The 16,772-nt window shown below is 69.0% G+C and carries 16 protein-coding genes; 7 read left to right on the top strand and 9 right to left on the bottom strand.

The window, feature by feature from the left end; genetic code table 11:
* The first annotated feature begins 3 nt into the window (after window positions 1–3).
* The 6 genes from murJ to trxA all read left to right on the top strand — a co-directional run bounded on the left by murJ (window position 4) and on the right by trxA (window position 7,466).
* On the top strand, window positions 4–2,268 hold the full coding sequence (gene murJ / locus ACIHAR_RS23030; RefSeq protein WP_365469839.1) for a murein biosynthesis integral membrane protein MurJ: 2,265 nt from the start codon (window positions 4–6) through the stop codon (window positions 2,266–2,268).
* A gap of 331 nt (window positions 2,269–2,599) precedes the next feature.
* Window positions 2,600–4,288, top strand: coding sequence for a protein kinase family protein (locus ACIHAR_RS23025; protein WP_365469836.1), 1,689 nt, complete (start codon window positions 2,600–2,602; stop codon window positions 4,286–4,288).
* Between the two features lie 21 nt (window positions 4,289–4,309).
* Window positions 4,310–5,035 carry an RNA polymerase sigma factor SigM gene (gene sigM, locus ACIHAR_RS23020; RefSeq protein WP_400021429.1) on the top strand — a complete coding sequence of 242 codons (726 nt, stop codon included), beginning with the start codon at window positions 4,310–4,312 and terminating at the stop codon, window positions 5,033–5,035.
* Window positions 5,036–5,481: 446 nt separating this feature from the next.
* Window positions 5,482–5,958 carry a hypothetical protein gene (locus ACIHAR_RS23015; protein ID WP_400021427.1) on the top strand — a complete coding sequence of 159 codons (477 nt, stop codon included), beginning with the start codon at window positions 5,482–5,484 and terminating at the stop codon, window positions 5,956–5,958.
* Window positions 5,959–6,126: 168 nt separating this feature from the next.
* The gene (gene trxB, locus ACIHAR_RS23010; protein ID WP_365469827.1) at window positions 6,127–7,095 is read left to right on the top strand and encodes a thioredoxin-disulfide reductase; all 969 of its coding nucleotides are present in this window, start codon (window positions 6,127–6,129) and stop codon (window positions 7,093–7,095) included.
* A gap of 41 nt (window positions 7,096–7,136) precedes the next feature.
* Window positions 7,137–7,466 (top strand): thioredoxin, encoded by a 330-nt coding sequence (gene trxA / locus ACIHAR_RS23005; RefSeq protein WP_189931557.1) that lies wholly within the window; start codon window positions 7,137–7,139, stop codon window positions 7,464–7,466.
* A gap of 97 nt (window positions 7,467–7,563) precedes the next feature.
* Here the strand turns inward: trxA and ACIHAR_RS23000 are convergent, their stop codons facing one another.
* The 9 genes from ACIHAR_RS23000 to rpmH form a co-directional block, all read right to left on the bottom strand.
* On the bottom strand, window positions 7,564–8,181 hold the full coding sequence (locus ACIHAR_RS23000; protein ID WP_365469824.1) for a GNAT family N-acetyltransferase: 618 nt from the start codon (window positions 8,179–8,181) through the stop codon (window positions 7,564–7,566).
* Window positions 8,182–8,506: 325 nt separating this feature from the next.
* The gene (locus ACIHAR_RS22995; protein WP_400021423.1) at window positions 8,507–9,604 is read right to left on the bottom strand and encodes a ParB/RepB/Spo0J family partition protein; all 1,098 of its coding nucleotides are present in this window, start codon (window positions 9,602–9,604) and stop codon (window positions 8,507–8,509) included.
* Window positions 9,601–10,674, bottom strand: a complete 1,074-nt coding sequence (locus ACIHAR_RS22990) for a ParA family protein (protein WP_365469881.1) — start codon at window positions 10,672–10,674, stop codon at window positions 9,601–9,603. Before ACIHAR_RS22990 ends, ACIHAR_RS22995 begins: the two co-directional genes overlap by 4 nt.
* Before the next feature lie 265 nt (window positions 10,675–10,939).
* Window positions 10,940–11,656, bottom strand: a complete 717-nt coding sequence (gene rsmG, locus ACIHAR_RS22985) for a 16S rRNA (guanine(527)-N(7))-methyltransferase RsmG (protein ID WP_365469820.1) — start codon at window positions 11,654–11,656, stop codon at window positions 10,940–10,942.
* Window positions 11,657–11,774: 118 nt separating this feature from the next.
* On the bottom strand, window positions 11,775–12,287 hold the full coding sequence (locus ACIHAR_RS22980; RefSeq protein WP_365469817.1) for a R3H domain-containing nucleic acid-binding protein: 513 nt from the start codon (window positions 12,285–12,287) through the stop codon (window positions 11,775–11,777).
* Between the two features lie 15 nt (window positions 12,288–12,302).
* Window positions 12,303–13,556, bottom strand: a complete 1,254-nt coding sequence (gene yidC / locus ACIHAR_RS22975) for a membrane protein insertase YidC (protein ID WP_365469814.1) — start codon at window positions 13,554–13,556, stop codon at window positions 12,303–12,305.
* A 3-nt stretch (window positions 13,557–13,559) separates the two neighbouring features.
* Window positions 13,560–13,913, bottom strand: a complete 354-nt coding sequence (gene yidD, locus ACIHAR_RS22970) for a membrane protein insertion efficiency factor YidD (RefSeq protein ID WP_365469811.1) — start codon at window positions 13,911–13,913, stop codon at window positions 13,560–13,562.
* Window positions 13,910–14,281, bottom strand: coding sequence for a ribonuclease P protein component (gene rnpA / locus ACIHAR_RS22965; RefSeq protein ID WP_365469808.1), 372 nt, complete (start codon window positions 14,279–14,281; stop codon window positions 13,910–13,912). Before rnpA ends, yidD begins: the two co-directional genes overlap by 4 nt.
* 21 nt (window positions 14,282–14,302) lie before the next feature.
* Window positions 14,303–14,440 (bottom strand): 50S ribosomal protein L34, encoded by a 138-nt coding sequence (gene rpmH, locus ACIHAR_RS22960; protein WP_003956500.1) that lies wholly within the window; start codon window positions 14,438–14,440, stop codon window positions 14,303–14,305.
* A gap of 374 nt (window positions 14,441–14,814) precedes the next feature.
* Between rpmH and dnaA the strand changes: the two genes are divergently transcribed.
* A complete protein-coding gene (gene dnaA, locus ACIHAR_RS22955; protein WP_365469805.1) occupies window positions 14,815–16,710 on the top strand; it encodes a chromosomal replication initiator protein DnaA in 1,896 nt (631 codons plus the stop codon).
* Window positions 16,711–16,772 lie beyond the last annotated feature (62 nt).

Below are 16,772 nucleotides of genomic sequence, written 5' to 3'. Positions count from 1 at the left end.
ACCATGAACGCGCCGTACGACGGTGACGGCGGCCAGGCCGCGGGCAACTCGGGCCACCCAGAGGGCCCGCCGCCCGAGCCCGGCCAGGTGCCGCCGCAGCACCCCGCGGACATGTACCTCCAGGACGCCTACGACCAGGACCCCTACCGGGCGCAGGACCTCACAGCCCAGGACCCGGTCGCCGAGGCGCTGTACGACCGTGCCGCGCACCCCCCGCCGCCCCCGGGCGCCTACCAGCCGCAGCAGCACCTGTACGCCCAGCCGCAGCAGTCCCCGTACGCCCCCGACCCGCGTGTGTGGGCCCAGACGCCGGCGCCCGAGCCGGACGGCCCGAACCAGTACCTGCCGTACGGCGACGACCCCCGCACGACCCAGTTCGTCGGCGTGGACGACCTGGTCACGCACTCCGGCGAGGAGCGGCACGAACCCGACGCCTTCGCCCACCTCTTCCGGGACCAGCAGCAGAGCGGCACACGGCCGGTGGATTCCCCGGCGGTGCCGGGCCCCGCCTCCGCCCCGGGCGACCAGGGACCGGCGCCGCAGTACCAGGCGCCGATGCGCGCGAGCGACCAGACCATGGATCTCGGCGCCGTCCCGGCGGCGAAACCGGCACCGGCCGCGGCCCCCGCCAAGAAGGGCGGGCGGGCCGCAGGACTGCTGAAGTCCAGCGCGGTGATGGCGGCCGGCACGATGGTCTCGCGCCTCACCGGCTTCATCCGCTCCGCGCTGATCGTCTCGGCGCTGGGCGTCGGCCTGCTGGGCGACACCTTCCAGGTCGCCTACCAGCTGCCGACGATGATCTACATCCTCACCGTCGGTGGCGGCCTCAACTCCGTGTTCGTGCCCCAGCTCGTCCGTGCCATGAAGGAGGACGAGGACGGCGGCGAGGCGTACGCCAACCGGCTGCTGACGTTGGTCATGGTGGCGCTCGGCGTGCTCACGGTCGCCGCGATCGCCGCGGCCCCCGTGCTGATCCGCCTCCTGTCCGACTCGGTGGCCAGCGACCCGGCGGCCAACGAGGTCGGCATCACCTTCGTCCGCTACTTCCTGCCCTCCATCTTCTTCATGGGCGTCCACGTCGTGATGGGGCAGATCCTCAACGCGCGCGGCAAGTTCGGCGCGATGATGTGGACGCCGGTCCTGAACAACATCGTCATCATCGTGACGCTGGGCATGTTCATGTGGGTCTACGGCACCGCCGCCGACTCCGGCATGAAGGTCACAACCATCCCGCCGGAGGGCCAGCGGCTCCTCGGCATCGGCGTCCTGCTCGGCCTGGTCGTACAGGCCCTGGCGATGATCCCCTACCTGCGCGAGACGGGCTTCCGGCTGCGGCTGCGCTTCGACTGGAAGGGCCACGGCCTCGGCAAGGCCGTCACGCTCGCCAAGTGGACCTTCCTGTTCGTCCTCGCCAACCAGGCCGGCGCGATCGTCGTCTCCCAGCTGTCCACCGCCGCGGGCAAGGACTCGCCCGTCGACGGCACCGGCTTCGCCGCCTACGCCAACGCCCAGCTGATCTGGGGCCTGCCGCAGGCCATCATCACCGTCTCACTCATGGCGGCCCTGCTGCCCCGCCTCTCCCGCTCGGCGGCCGAGGGGGACGGCGGCGCGGTCCGCGACGACATCTCCCAGGGCCTGCGCACCACGGCCGTCGCCATCGTGCCCATCGCCTTCGGGTTCCTCGCGCTCGGCATCCCGATGTGCACCCTGATCTTCGGCTCCTCCGGCACCAGTGAGGCCACCAACATGGGCTTCATGCTGATGGCCTTCGGCCTCGGCCTGGTCCCCTACTCCGTCCAGTACGTCGTGCTGCGCGCCTTCTACGCCTACGAGGACACCCGCACCCCCTTCTACAACACGGTCATCGTGGCCGCGGTCAACGCCGGAGCCTCGGCGGTCTGCTACTTCGTGCTCGACCCGCGCTGGGCGGTCGTCGGCATGGCCGCCTCCTACGGCCTGGCCTACGCGATCGGCGTGGGCGTCGCCTGGAACCGGCTGCGCAAGCGGCTCGGCGGTGACCTCGACGGCTCCCGCGTCCTGCGGACCTACGCGCGGCTGTGCATCGCCTCCGTGCCGGCCGCCGCCCTCAGCGGAGCGGCCTGCTACGGCATCGGCCACACGCTGGGTCAGGGGGTCCTCGGTTCTCTCGCCGCGCTGCTGGCCGGCGGGGCGGTTCTGCTCGGCATCTTCTACATCGCCGCCCGCCGTATGCGCATCGAGGAACTCAACTCCCTCGTCGGCATGGTCCGCGGACGCCTGGGTCGTTAAGGATCTGTTCGGCGGATCAGGCCGGAGGAAAGGAGCAGCACCTGATGAACGAGGGTGAGCGGGGGTGCGTGCGGGCAGCCGCACCGCGGAGGAGGGCGTCGATGCGGAGCATCGGCACCCCCCACGGCACTGCCGCGGACAGAGGTGCGTGCCGAAAAGCCGCGGCTCCGGCATGATCCGCTGGACAGGCCCTGGCGCGAGGTAGGCGCACAACCATCGTCCGCCGCCGCGTGTCGTGCATAGCGGCGGACTGTGGGCACAATTGGTTTCGGCGTCGGACGGCGCGCTTGAGGTCGGACGGCGCGCAACGGATGGGGAGGCAGGAACGACGGTGGCGGAACGGAGTACGGCTGCCGTCGACGTGGCAGACAACAGCGGTGACGAGCCGCTGACCGCACAGGCGGACCAGTCCACGGCCGACGGGGTGGCCAAGAACCGGGAGCGGGGCACGGACATCGACGAGGCACAGGGGAGTGGCGGGACGGAGCGTCCCGAGAAGGCCTCGGCGCCGGAGCTGCACAGCGGTCACAAGCTCGCCAGACGCTACCGCCTCGAGGACTGTGTCACCCGTCTGGACGGTTTCAGCAGCTGGCGTGCGGTCGACGAGAAACTCCGTCGCGCCGTCGGAGTCCACGTCCTGCCCGCGGATCACGCCCGGGCCCGTTCCGTGCTGGCAGCGGCCCGTTCCTCCGCGCTGCTCGGCGATCCCCGCTTCGTGCAGGTGCTGGACGCCGTCGAGGAGAACGACCTCGTCTACGTCGTCCACGAATGGCTGCCGGACGCCACCGAGCTGACCACGCTCCTGGCCGCCGGGCCGCTGGAGCCGCACGACGCCTACCAGATGGTCAGCCAGATCGCCTCCGCGATGGCTGCCGCCCACCGTGAGGGCCTGGCGCACCTGCGCCTGAACCCCAACGCCGTGCTGCGCACCTCGACGGGCCAGTGGCGCATCCGCGGCCTCGCCGTGAACGCCGCGCTGCGCGGCATCGCCTCCGACACCCCTCAGCGCACCGACACCGAAGCGATCGGCGCCCTGTTGTACGCGGCGCTCACCCAGCGCTGGCCGTACGAGAGCGACGCGTACGGACTGTCCGGGCTGCCCAAGGACGTCGGGCTGATCGCCCCCGACCAGGTGCGTGCCGGCGTCCACCGTGGTCTGTCGGAGCTGGCGATGCGCGCCCTCGCCAACGACGGCGCGACCGCCTCCCGGCACGAGGCCGCCTGCACCACGCCGGAGGAGCTGGTGAAGGCGATCGGTGAAATGCCCCGCATTCGCCCGCCGGAGCCCTCGTTCGCGGCACCGCCGGAGTACCAGCGCACGACCTACCAGCAGGGCACCTACGGCCGCCCCGCCCCGCACCCCGGTGTCACCCAGCCCGTGCCGGCCCCGCCGCCACCGCTGCAGAGCCGTACCGGCAAGGCCCTGAAGTGGGCGGTCTCCGCCCTGCTCATCGCCGCCCTTGGCCTCGGTAGCTGGCAGCTCGCGGACGCCCTGATGGACCAGGGCAAGTCCGATGAGACGCACCAGACACAGACGACGGAGGACAACGAGAAGAGCCCGTCGAAGCCCGCCAGCCTGCCGATCGCCATCGACAGCGCCCGGGACTTCGACCCGTTCGGGGACGGCTCGGAGAAGCCCTCCGACATAGGGATGGCCTACGACAGCAGCACCTCCACGTACTGGGAGACGAACTTCTACCAGGGCGCCAAATTCGGAAACCTGAAGTCGGGTCTGGGCATCATCCTCGACCTCGGCAAGGTCCAGCAGGTCGGCAAGGTGACCGTCACCTTCGTGGGGCAGACGTCCGTCGAACTCCGCGCCGCTTCCAGCGACGCCGGATCGGACCCCACGTCCTTCGACGCCTTCACGAAGGTCGCCGCGGGCTCGGGCACCAGCGTGACGCTCCAGCCGACCCAGTCGGTCAAGACCCGCTACCTCCTGGTATGGCTGACCAAGCTGCCGCTGACCGATGAAGGCACCTACCGTGGCCGGGTGGCAGACATCAAAGTGGTCAGCTGACGAGCAAGGGGGAGGGGGCCGATGGCAGAAGGCACCGCTTACGGCGACGCAAGCGATCAGGACCTCCTCGCCCGCCATGTGAAGGGCGACCCCGAGGCCTTCGGTGAGCTCGTGCGGCGCCACAGGGACCGGCTGTGGGCGGTGGCCCTGCGGGCGCTCGGAGACCGTGAGGAGGCCGCTGACGCGGTCCAGGACGCCCTGGTCTCCGCCTACCGGGCCGCCCACACCTTCCGCGGCCAGTCCGCCGTCACCACGTGGCTGCACCGCATCACCGTGAACGCCTGCCTGGACCGTGCGCGCAAGGCGGCCTCCCGCAAGACCTCTCCGGTCGACGACACCGAGCGCCTGGAACAGCTGCTGGAACCGCACGAGTCGGCCTCGGCCCCCGCGGAGCGCAACGATCTGCACCGCCAGCTCCTGGAGGCACTGGGCACGCTCCCGCCCGACCAACGCGCCGCCCTCGTCCTCGTCGACATGCAGGGCTACCCGGTCGCCGAGGCCGCCCGCATGCTCGACGTTCCGACCGGGACGGTCAAGAGCCGCTGTGCCCGAGGCAGAGCCAAGCTGTTGCCACTGCTCACCCATCTCCAACCGGAAAACGCCAGCGCAGGAGAAGAGGGCGGGCAGGGACGGAACCGGGCGCAGGGGACATCCGTCCCACCCGCAGCGGTACCTCAGGACGAGGGACCGGACGGCGCCGGGACGGGCGATTCAGCTGCTGTGAAGGGCGGAGGTGGGCGAACGTGACCTCGAAGACGGACACGAACGGGCACCCGGACGTCGCGGAGATCTCCGACCTCGCCGAGGGCCTGCTGTCGCCCTCCCGTAGCGCCGATCTCCGACGGCATCTGGACGCGTGCCCGCTCTGTGCGGACGTTCACGCGTCACTGGAGGAGATCCGGGGTCTTCTGGGCGCGCTGCCGGCACCCCCACGCATGCCGGACGACGTCGCCCATCGCATCGACGCCGCCCTTGCCGCAGAGGCCTTCCTGGACTCCGCAGCACCGGAGCCCGCGAGCACGGCGATGGAGGACGCCACAGACTCCCCGCCCGTGGTAGACGTCGATCGTGCGGCGCATGTTTCACGTGAAACATCGGCAGGGACCACCCGACCAGCGGGGCACGCGCGTGCCTCCAGCACCGGTCCGGGCCGAAAGGAGCGCAAGGAACGTAAGCAGGGTGCCCGCCGTACTGTGGTCGCCCTCGGTGCTGCCTTCGCCATCGCCGTTCTGGGGCTCGGCTCGGTACTGGTGTCCTCGCTGATCGATGACGAGGGATCCGGTCCCTCGGCCCACCGGCCGACGACCACAGCCGGCGACACCTTCGCCGCGAGCACCCTCGAGCAGCAGGTCACCGGGCTCCTCACCGAGGCCCAGGGCTCCAAGAGCCCGGACGGCATGGGAGTGCAGAGCGAGCCGGGGAGCAAGGGCCCCATGGTCTTCCAGCAGCCTTCGGTCCCTTCGTGCGTCCAGAAGGGCATCGCCCGGAGCGACGCGGCCCTCGCCACCAGGACGGGCACCTATCAGGGCAAGGACGCTCTCCTCGTCGTCCTGCCCGACACCTCCGACAGCGCCAAGGTCACCGCGTACCTCATGGACGCGACGTGCGTGGAACAGCCATCGGTCGGCACGGCGAAGGTCCTTTTGAAGGACACCTACACGCGCCCCTGACACAGCAGGCTTCGTCTCCGCCCTGCGTGGTATCCCGTACCGTGTCGGCCCTTCCGTGTGCCCGGACACAGCGGGAATGCGCGCCCCTTAGGATCCGTTGGGTGGGGTGAGAGTTCAGAGAGGCTCCCACCGGTCGAACGACGCAGACCAGAGACGAGGAACAAAGCCGTGAGCGACGTCCGTAACGTGATCATCATCGGCTCCGGCCCCGCCGGCTACACGGCGGCGCTGTACACCGCGCGCGCGTCGCTGAAGCCGCTGGTGTTCGAAGGTGCAGTCACCGCGGGCGGTGCGCTGATGAACACCACCGAGGTGGAGAACTTCCCCGGCTTCCAGGACGGCATCATGGGCCCCGAGCTCATGGACAACATGCGCGCCCAGGCCGAGCGGTTCGGTGCCGAGCTCGTTCCCGACGACATCGTCTCCGTCGACCTCTCCGGTGAGATCAAGACCGTCACGGACACCGCCGGTACCGTCCACCAGGCCAAGGCCGTCATCGTCGCCACCGGCTCGCAGCACCGCAAGCTCGGTCTGCCGAACGAGGACGCCCTGTCCGGTCGCGGTGTCTCCTGGTGTGCCACCTGCGACGGCTTCTTCTTCAAGGACCAGGACATCGCCGTGATCGGCGGCGGCGACACCGCGATGGAGGAGGCCACCTTCCTCTCGCGCTTCGCCAAGTCCGTGACGATCGTCCACCGCCGGGACACCCTGCGCGCCTCCAAGGCGATGCAGGAGCGGGCCTTCGCCGACCCGAAGATCAAGTTCATCTGGGACAGCGAGGTCGCCGAGATCCAGGGTGAACAGAAGCTTTCCGGGCTGAAGCTGCGGAACCTCAAGACCGGTGAGCTCTCCGATCTGGCGGTGACCGGTCTGTTCATCGCGATCGGCCACGACCCGCGCACCGAGCTCTTCAAGGGCCAGCTCGACCTGGACGAGGAGGGCTACCTGAAGGTGGCCGCGCCCTCCACCCGGACGAACGTCACCGGTGTCTTCGCCGCCGGCGATGTGGTCGACCACACCTACCGCCAGGCGATCACCGCGGCCGGTACCGGCTGCTCCAGTGCTCTCGACGCCGAGCGTTTCCTCGCCGCCCTCGCGGACGAGGCGCAGGCCGAGCCCGAGAAGACCGCCGTCTGACCCCCTCCCGCCCTTCTGCACACCAGTTAAAGGAGCCCGCCGTGGCCGACCTGAAGAACGTGACCGACGACTCCTTCGAGCAGGACGTCCTCAAGAGCGACAAGCCCGTCCTGGTGGACTTCTGGGCCGCCTGGTGCGGTCCGTGCCGCCAGATCGCGCCGTCCCTCGAGGCGATCGCCAACGAGTACGGCGACAAGATCGAGGTCGTCAAGCTCAACATCGACGAGAACCCGGGTACGGCCGCCAAGTACGGCGTCATGTCGATCCCGACCCTGAACGTCTACCAGAACGGCGAGGTCGCCAAGACCATCGTCGGCGCGAAGCCGAAGGCCGCGATCGTCCGCGACCTCGAGGACTTCATCGCCGAGTGACGTGCCTCTGAGCCATCGCGCCGAAGGCCGATGTTTCACGTGAAACACGAATGGGCCAGCCCGGAAGGGCTGGCCCATTCGTTTGTCTCCGAGCCGTTCACAGCGGTCGCAGCGCCGGCTCCTTCTGCACCGCTCCCAGCAACCGGTCGAGTGCCATCTCCACGTCTTCCTTCCAGGAGAGCGTGGTGCGCAGCTCCAGCCTCAGTCGAGGGTGAGCCGGGTGAGGACGGACGGTCTTGAAGCCCACCGCCAGCAGATGGTCGGCCGGAAGCAGACAAGCAGGCTCCTTCCATCGGGCGTCGCCGAACGCCTCGATCGCCTTGAACCCCCTGCGCAGCAGATCCTTGGCGACTGTCTGCACCATCACCCGACCGAGCCCCTGCCCCTGGTACCCCGGCATGATGAACGCCGTCATCAGCTGCACCGCGTCGGGGGACACGGGGCTCGTCGGAAAGGCCGTCGAGCGAGGCGCATAGGCAGGCGGGGCGTACAGCACGAAGCCGACGGGGACGTCGTCGACGTACACGACCCGGCCGCAGGAACCCCAGTCCAGCAGTACGGCGGAGATCCAGGCTTCTTTCTCGAGGGCGGCTGTGCCTGCCTTTACCGCTGCCTCGCCGCTGACGGGATCGAGTTCCCAGAAGACGCACGAGCGGCAGCGCTGGGGAAGGTCCTTAAGGTTGTCCAGCGTGAGCGGTACGAGCCGACGCCCCATGAAGGCTGATCCTCGCTTCCTTCGCCCGCGGTGTCGCGAGCGGCTGTCAGAGCACTCCGTTCCCTGAGCAGGCTGCCGACGAAGCCTCCGACCGCGCCCAGTCCCAGTCCCGCGCTCACCAATCCGGTCCGGCTCATCGTTCGCATGGCCCCCGCCTCCCCCTCAGAGGTGCTGCCCGGTGGATGCGCCATAACCAACGCATCGTATCCACGATGCGATTCCATCAATACTGCATGAAAGCAAAGAGCGAGCCGTGTCCCGGTACAGACCGGGCACGGCTCGCTCTTGTGGTCGGCGGGACGGGAAGCCCACCCGTTGGACGGGCTCAGTCTTCCGTTCCGTCGGTCTCGCCTTCGACGAGACCCTTCTGAAGAACAGGTCCCTCTCCGGGAGCGAGCGTGTCGAGGATGCGCTCCAGGTCCTCCATGGAGGCGAACTCGACGGTGATCTTTCCCTTCTTCTGCCCCAGGTCGACCTTGACGCGTGTCTCGAACCGGTCCGAGAGCCGGGTGGCGAGGTCGGACAGCGCCGGAGAGACCCGGCCACCGGCGCGAGGCCCCTTGGAGCGCTGAGGGGTCTGCGGCCGCGAGCCCATGAGGGTCACGATCTCCTCGACGGCCCGCACCGAGAGCCCCTCGGCCACGATGCGGTGGGCCAGCCGGTCCTGCTCCTCCGAGTCCTCGACGGAGAGCAGTGCCCGGGCGTGGCCGGCGGAGAGAACCCCCGCCGCGACCCGACGCTGGACCGCCGGCGAGAGCTTCAGCAGACGCAGGGTGTTGGAGACCTGCGGGCGAGACCGACCGATGCGGTCCGCCAGCTGGTCGTGGGTGCAGTTGAAGTCCTTGAGAAGCTGGTCGTAGGCGGCTGCCTCTTCCAGAGGGTTCAGTTGAGCCCGGTGGAGGTTCTCCAGCAGGGCGTCCAGGAGCAGCTTCTCGTCCTCGGTGGCCCGCACGATCGCGGGGATCGCCTCCAGGCCCGCCTCACGGCAGGCCCGCCAGCGCCGCTCGCCCATGATGAGTTCGTAGCGTGCGGGGCCCAGCTGCCGCACCACCACGGGCTGGAGAAGACCGACTTCCTTGATGGAGGTGATCAGCTCGTGCAGCGCGTCCTCGTCGAAGACCTCGCGCGGCTGCCGCGGGTTTGGCGTGATGGCGTCGAGAGGGATCTCGGCGAAGTGAGCGCCCAGGGGAGGCGCGGGCGTCTCCACAGGGCCGCTCGCCGACGTCTCCTCGGTTTCACGTGAAACAGGAAGCGTCGCCACCTTCGCCGCAGCCACTCCGCGGTCGGTCGTCAGCTGCGGAACCGCTGCGGGGGAGGCCGAGGCCGCACCTCCCAACGCGGCCGAAGCCGGCGTCTTCTCGGTCGGGGCAGCAGGGATCAGTGCACCAAGACCACGACCTAGCCCCCTCCGTCGCTCACTCACTGGATCCCCTCCACCATGCTTGGGTTGTTCTGGGCGCCGATATGGGCGTGGGTGGCGTCGTAACTGACGCCCAGGCCCCTCAGCGCGATCTCTCGGGCGGCCTCAAGGTAGGAGAGGGCACCACTCGATCCAGGATCGTAAGTCAGTACCGTCTGCCCATAGCTCGGCGCCTCGGAAATACGGACGGAGCGGGGAATGCTCGTCCGCAGCACCTCGTCACCGAAGTGGGTGCGCACCTCCTCCGCGACCTGAGACGCGAGACGCGTCCGGCCGTCGTACATGGTGAGCAGGATGGTCGACACATGGAGTGCGGGGTTGAGGTGCCCCCGCACCAGGTCGACGTTGCGCAGCAGCTGACCCAGGCCCTCCAGCGCGTAGTACTCACACTGGATCGGGATGAGTACCTCCTGGCCCGCCACCAGTGCGTTGACCGTCAGCAGACCGAGCGAGGGCGGGCAGTCGATGAGGACATAGTCCAGCGGCTGTTCGTACGCCTGGATCGCTCGCTGCAGCCGGCTCTCACGCGCCACCAGCGAGACCAGCTCGATCTCCGCACCGGCGAGATCGATGGTGGCCGGAGCGCAGAAGAGGCCCTCGACGTCGGGTACGGGCTGAACGACTTCCGCGAGCGGACGGCTTTCGACCAACACGTCGTAGATGGACGGCACTTCCGCGTGATGGTCGATCCCCAGAGCGGTGGACGCGTTGCCCTGCGGGTCGAGGTCGACCACCAGGACACGGGCACCATGCAGGGCCAGGGACGCAGCAAGGTTGACGGTCGTCGTCGTCTTGCCCACGCCACCCTTCTGGTTGGCTACCACAATGACACGGGTCTGTTCGGGCCGTGGCAGGCCCTCGCCGGCGCGGCCTAGTGCCTCCACCGCCAGTTGGGCCGCACGACCGATCGGAGTGTCGTCCATCGGGGGCGGTGTTTCACGTGAAACATCCTCCCCCATCGACTCGGTACGGGGACCGGGGACCGGATCGGTCATCGGTCCCGCGATGTTGGCGTCGGACCGCAAGGATTCACTCTCCTCGACTTCAGGCTCGCAATGAACAGAGCCTCCCATGTCTTCGGGGTCGTGAACCAGTGAGCCCTGGTCTTCTGTGGAGAAACCCACCTCTGTGGACAACTCCGGTCCCTTGTCGAGTGACCCGAGAGGCTTGCGGTCACGGGGTTCGGCCGCGGCGCGGCCCCGGCTGATGATGCCGTGTAGCAGTGAGCGACGTTTCACGTGAAACACGATGCACAGCGCCCACGGCCGAACTGTCGCGACACTCCGTCCTGCGTGGGTTTGGCAGCTTGTGTGGAGTACGGCCGCTGTTCAGGCCGACTCAGCGGCGACGGCGGGAACGCCCCGTGCGGGCCGCCTTGGCTCGCTTGGCGGCGAACCGCACACCACCGGGGCTCTCCCCGACTTCGACGCGGACGACCGTGGAGAGAGGGTCGACCACACCTTCGCCCACGTGAAGAATCGACGTGCTCACCGCGCCAAGCTTGCTCAGTGCGGTGGCGGCGCTCTTCAGCTCCTCCTCGGCGGTGTCTCCCTTGAGCGCGAGCATCTCGCCGTAGGGGCGCAGCAGCGGGATGCCCCAGGTGGCCAGGCGGTCCAGCGGCGCCACCGCCCGGGCGGTCACCACATGGACCGGCGGCATCTTGCCCATGACCTCCTCGGCACGGCCTCGGACGACGGTCACGTGGTCCAAACCGAGGAGTTCCACGACCTCGGTGAGGAAGTTGGTGCGTCGCAGGAGGGGCTCGAGGAGGGTGATCTTCAGATCCTCGCGGACGAGCGCGAGGGGAATTCCGGGCAGGCCGGCACCGGAGCCGACGTCGCACACCGTCACGTCCTCGGGTACGGCCTCGGAGAGCACCGCACAGTTCAGGATGTGCCGCTCCCAGAGGCGGGGAACCTCCCGAGGGCCGATGAGCCCGCGCTGCACACCTGCTTCGGCCAGGAGCTCGGCATAGCGGACCGCATCAGCGAAGCGATCACCGAATACCTCGCGTGCCTGCTCGGGCGCAGGGGGGAGCTCCGCTGCCTCCGTCACGGGGACCGTCCTTCCGTACCGCATCGGCGCCTTCGGCGCCGACCACCAGAACTACCAGGCTGACAAAGACCGGCCCCGCCTGCGCAACAGACGGGGCCGGAGGAACGTACGTACCGAATCAGTTGGGGAGCACGACGACGAAGCGCTGCGGCTCCTCGCCCTCGGACTCACTGCGCAGGCCGGCCGCCTTGACCGCGTCGTGGACGACCTTGCGCTCGAAGGGGGTCATCGGCTTGAGCTTCACCGGCTCACCGCTGTTCTTCGCATCGGCCGCGGCCTTGGCGCCCAGCTCGGAGAGCTCGGTGCGCTTCTTGGCGCGGTAGCCGGCGACGTCCAGCATCAGCCGGCTGCGGTCGCCGGTCTCCCGGTGGACGGCCAGACGCGTCAGCTCCTGCAGCGCCTCCAGCACCTCGCCGTCCCGGCCGACCAGCTTCTGCAGGTCGCGGCTGCCCGTGTCGCTGATGATCGACACAGAGGCACGGTCGGCCTCGACGTCCATGTCGATGTCGCCGTCGAGATCGGCGATGTCCAGCAGACCCTCGAGGTAGTCCGCCGCGATCTCGCCCTCCTGCTCCAGGCGGGTCAGGGTGTCTGCACCTTCGGCGGCGGCGGAGGTGGTGCCTTCCGTCACGGGATGGGCTCCTTCTTACTTCTTGGACGGGGACTTGGGGCGCTGCGGGCCGCCCTTGCGCTGCCCGGACTGGGCCTTGCTGCGGGTACCGCTGCCGGACTTCGCCGCCCCGGCGGGCTTGGCGTCCTGCGGAGCGTCGGACTTGGTGAGCGAGGTGGTCTCACCGGCCGCCTTGGGGCCGGTCTGGCGCTGGGACTTGGACTGCCGCTTCGGCTGCTGCCTCTTGGCGGCGGCGGCCGTGATGGGCGTACCGTCCTCGGTCTGGGCGACCGTCGGGACGTCGCTCTTGATCACGGTGCCGTCGGGCTGGGCCGCGAGGCCCGCCTTGCTCAGGCCGTTGATGAACTTGCGCTCGTACTCGTTGCGGTCGCGGCCCTTGGCCACGATGGCCTTGACGATGGCCTTCTCGCCGCGGCCACGGGTCTTGCCGTGGTGCGTGACGCTCTTGTGCAGGCGCTCCAGGTAGGCGGCCTGGGCCTTGGAACCCGGGGTCGGGTTGTTGCGGATGACGTACATCTGCTGGCCCATGGTCCACACGTTGGTGGTCAGCCAGTAGACGAGGACACCGACCGGGAAATTGATGCCGAAGACGGCGAACATGACCGGGAAGATGTACATCAGCATCTTCTGCTGCTGCATGAACGGCGTCTTCACCGTGGTGTCGACGTTCTTCGTCATCAGCTGGCGCTGCGTGTAGAACTGCGACAGCGACATGAGGACGATCATGACCGCGGTGACGATGCGGACGGTCGTGATCGAGGCGTCCAGGGCCGACGCCTCGGAGGCGCTGTCGGTGAACGTCGCAGCGAGCGGGGCACCGAAGATGTGTGCCTTCTGCGCGCTCTCCAGCAGGCTCTGGTTGATGACGCCGACGGTGTCACCGTTCGCGATGCTGTTGAGCACGTGGTACAGGGCGAAGAAGAACGGTGACTGCGCCAGGATGGGAAGGCACGAGGACAGCGGGTTGGTGCCCGTGTCCTTGTACAGCTTCATCATCTCTTCGGACTGACGCTGCCGGTCGTTCTTGTAGCGCTCCTGGATCTTCTTCATCTCCGGCTGGAGCGTCTGCATGGCCCGCGTCGCCTTGATCTGCTTCACGAAGAGCGGGATCAGGCAGATCCGGATCACGATCACCAGGGACACGATGGACAGGCCCCAGGCCCACCCCGTGTCGGGGCCGAAGAGGGCGCCGTACACCGTGTGGAACTGGACGATGACCCAGGAGACGGGTGTGGTGATGAAACTGAAGAGGCTGGCAATCGTGTCCACTAATCATGCTCCTTGGGCATGGGACGGGGTCTCTGCGGCCGGGCTCGAAGGTCGATTCTCTTCGATGGCCGTTTCGGCGGCGGAGGTCCCGCCCTTGCGTGCGCGCCAGGCGTCGCGCAGCATCTCGTGCCACCGTGGTCGCTTGCGCGGCGGGACGTGGTCCACGCCGCCCAGCGACCACGGGTTGCACCGCAGGATGCGCCAGGCGGTGAGGGCTGTTCCCTTGATCGCGCCGTGCCGGTCGATGGCCGTGTAGCCGTAGTGGGAGCACGACGGGTAGTACTTGCACACCGGCCCCAGCAGTGGACTGATCGTCCACTGGTAGAGCTTGATCAGGGCCAGCAGCGGGTACTTCATCGCGCGCCCCCTCCGAGCAGCCGTTGAAGGGCGGCATCAAGGTCTTGGGCCAGCTGTGCGTGGTCGGCGTCGCCCGCACCGGGCAGCGCCCGTACGACTACCAGGCTACCGGGGGGAAACAGGGCGACTCGATCGCGCATCAGGTGACGCAGTCTGCGCTTCACCGTGTTGCGCACGACCGCACCGCCCACGGCCTTGCTCACGACGAAACCCGCACGCGTCGAGGGAGCGCTCTCCCCAGGCGCGTGCGGGTCCGTGGTACCGCTACGAAGATGGACGACGAGAGTCGGGCGTCCGGCCCGACGACCCCGTCGTACCGCGGTCGCGAAGTCCTCGCGCCGCCTCAGCCGGTTCTCGGTGGGCAGCACGACGGCATGACCTGACCGGGATCAGGCGGACAGACGGGCGCGACCCTTGCTACGGCGGGACGCGAGGATCGCGCGGCCGGCACGGGTGCGCATACGCAGCCGGAAGCCGTGGGTCTTCGCGCGACGACGGTTGTTCGGCTGGAAGGTGCGCTTGCTCACTCGGGGGCTCCAGAAATCAATCGGTAGTGGCGGGGTGCCGTCCTGGCTGTCACCGTGCGCCCACGAGTAGCTCGCGTTACGCCCCAGTGCACCGCTTCCCGATCACCTGACGCGATCTGTGCCCATCGGAGGCAGGCGGCAGCAGCCATCGACAACTCGACCTGGTTACGGTACGCGGGGCTGGGCCATCCGGTCAAACCAACGCCCGCTGAGGGACACTATCCACAGGCTGGGGACAACAACTTGAACCGCACCCGCCGCCCTGACTACCGTGGCTGGACTCCGAATCGTTCCCGTGTCCCTGTCCCCACCCGATGTGAAACCGACCCGTCCCACCGTCACACGTTCGTGGGACCTGTGAGAGAGCGTGCCCTGTGGCTGACGTACCTGCCGATCTTGCCGCAGTGTGGCCACGCGTACTGGAGCAACTCCTCGGCGAGGGCCGCGGGCAAGGCGTCGAGGCGAAGGACGAGCACTGGATCCGGCGCTGCCAGCCGTTGGCGCTGGTGGCCGACACCGCCCTGCTCGCCGTACCGAACGAGTTCGCGAAGGGCGTGCTGGAGGGCCGTCTCGCCCCGATCGTCAGCGAGACCCTGAGCCGTGAGTGCGGCCGCCCGATCCGTATCGCGATCACCGTCGACGACTCCGCGGGCGAGCCGTCGGCGCCCCCGGCCCCGCCGCGCTACGAGGAGCCGGAACTCCCGTCCGGCCCGTACGACGGCCAGTACGACAAGCCGTACGACAGCCAGTACGAGGGCTACGGCCGTCACCGCGCCGACCACCTGCAGGCGCCCTCCGGCGACCCGGGCTCCCGCCAGGACCAGCTGCCCACCGCCCGGCCGGCGTACCCCTCGGAGTACCAGCGCCCCGAGCCGGGCGCCTGGCCGCGGCCGGGCCAGGACGAGTACGGCTGGCAGCAGCAGCGCCTCGGCTTCCCCGAGCGCGACCCCTACGCGTCCCCGTCGCAGGACTCCTACGGCGGCCCGCACGGGCAGGACTACCGCCCGCAGCCGATGGACCGACCGGCCTACGACCCGTCGCCGTACGACCAGAAGCGCTCCGACTACGAACCGTCGCGTCCCGACTACGACCAGCGGGACCCCTCCCGGCGCGAGCTGCCCGAACCTCCGTCCGGCGGGCACCCCCACCGTGGCGGCCCGGCCGGTCCCGGTCAGCCCGGCGCCGGCGGGCCCGGATCGCCGGCCTCGCCGTCGGCGGCGAGCGGTCCCGGTGAGCCGACCGCGCGACTGAACCCGAAGTACCTCTTCGACACGTTCGTCATCGGCGCGTCCAACCGCTTCGCGCACGCGGCCGCGGTCGCCGTCGCCGAGGCGCCGGCGAAGGCGTACAACCCCCTCTTCATCTATGGGGAGTCGGGGCTCGGCAAGACGCACCTGCTGCACGCGATCGGGCACTACGCGCGCAGCCTCTATCCGGGTACGCGCGTGCGGTACGTGAGCTCGGAGGAGTTCACGAACGAGTTCATCAACTCCATCCGCGACGGCAAGGGCGACAGCTTCCGCAAGCGGTACCGGGAGATGGACATCCTGCTGGTCGACGACATCCAGTTCCTCGCGGACAAGGAGTCGACGCAGGAGGAGTTCTTCCACACCTTCAACACGCTCCACAACGCCAACAAGCAGATCGTGCTGTCCAGCGACCGGCCGCCCAAGCAGCTGGTGACGCTGGAGGACCGGCTGCGGAACCGTTTCGAGTGGGGACTGATCACCGACGTCCAGCCGCCGGAGCTGGAGACGCGTATCGCGATCCTCCGGAAGAAGGCGGTCCAGGAGCAGCTCAACGCCCCGCCGGAGGTTCTGGAGTTCATCGCCTCGCGGATCTCGCGGAACATCCGTGAGCTGGAGGGCGCCCTGATCCGGGTGACGGCCTTCGCCTCGCTCAATCGGCAGCCGGTCGACCTGGGACTGACGGAGATCGTCCTGAAGGACCTGATCCCCGGCGGCGAGGACTCGGCGCCCGAGATCACGTCGACGGCCATCATGAGTGCGACCGCCGACTACTTCGGGCTCACGGTCGAGGACCTGTGCGGCACCTCGCGCGGCCGCGCCCTGGTCACCGCCCGGCAGATCGCCATGTACCTGTGCCGCGAGCTGACCGACCTGTCGCTGCCGAAGATCGGCGCGCTGTTCGGCGGCCGCGACCACACGACGGTGATGCACGCCGACCGCAAGATCCGCAATCTGATGGCCGAGCGGCGCTCCATCTACAACCAGGTGACCGAGCTGACCAACCGCATCAAGGCCGGCTGACCGCCGCGGTACGCGCGTGACGCTTCGAGGGCGTCCCGGGAGGTGATCCCGGGGCGCCCTTC

Origin of the sequence: Streptomyces sp. NPDC052016 (assembly GCF_044548445.1) — a bacterium.
Classification (GTDB): Bacteria; Actinomycetota; Actinomycetes; order Streptomycetales; family Streptomycetaceae; genus Streptomyces.
This window is presented reverse-complemented; position numbering and strand designations above follow the sequence as displayed.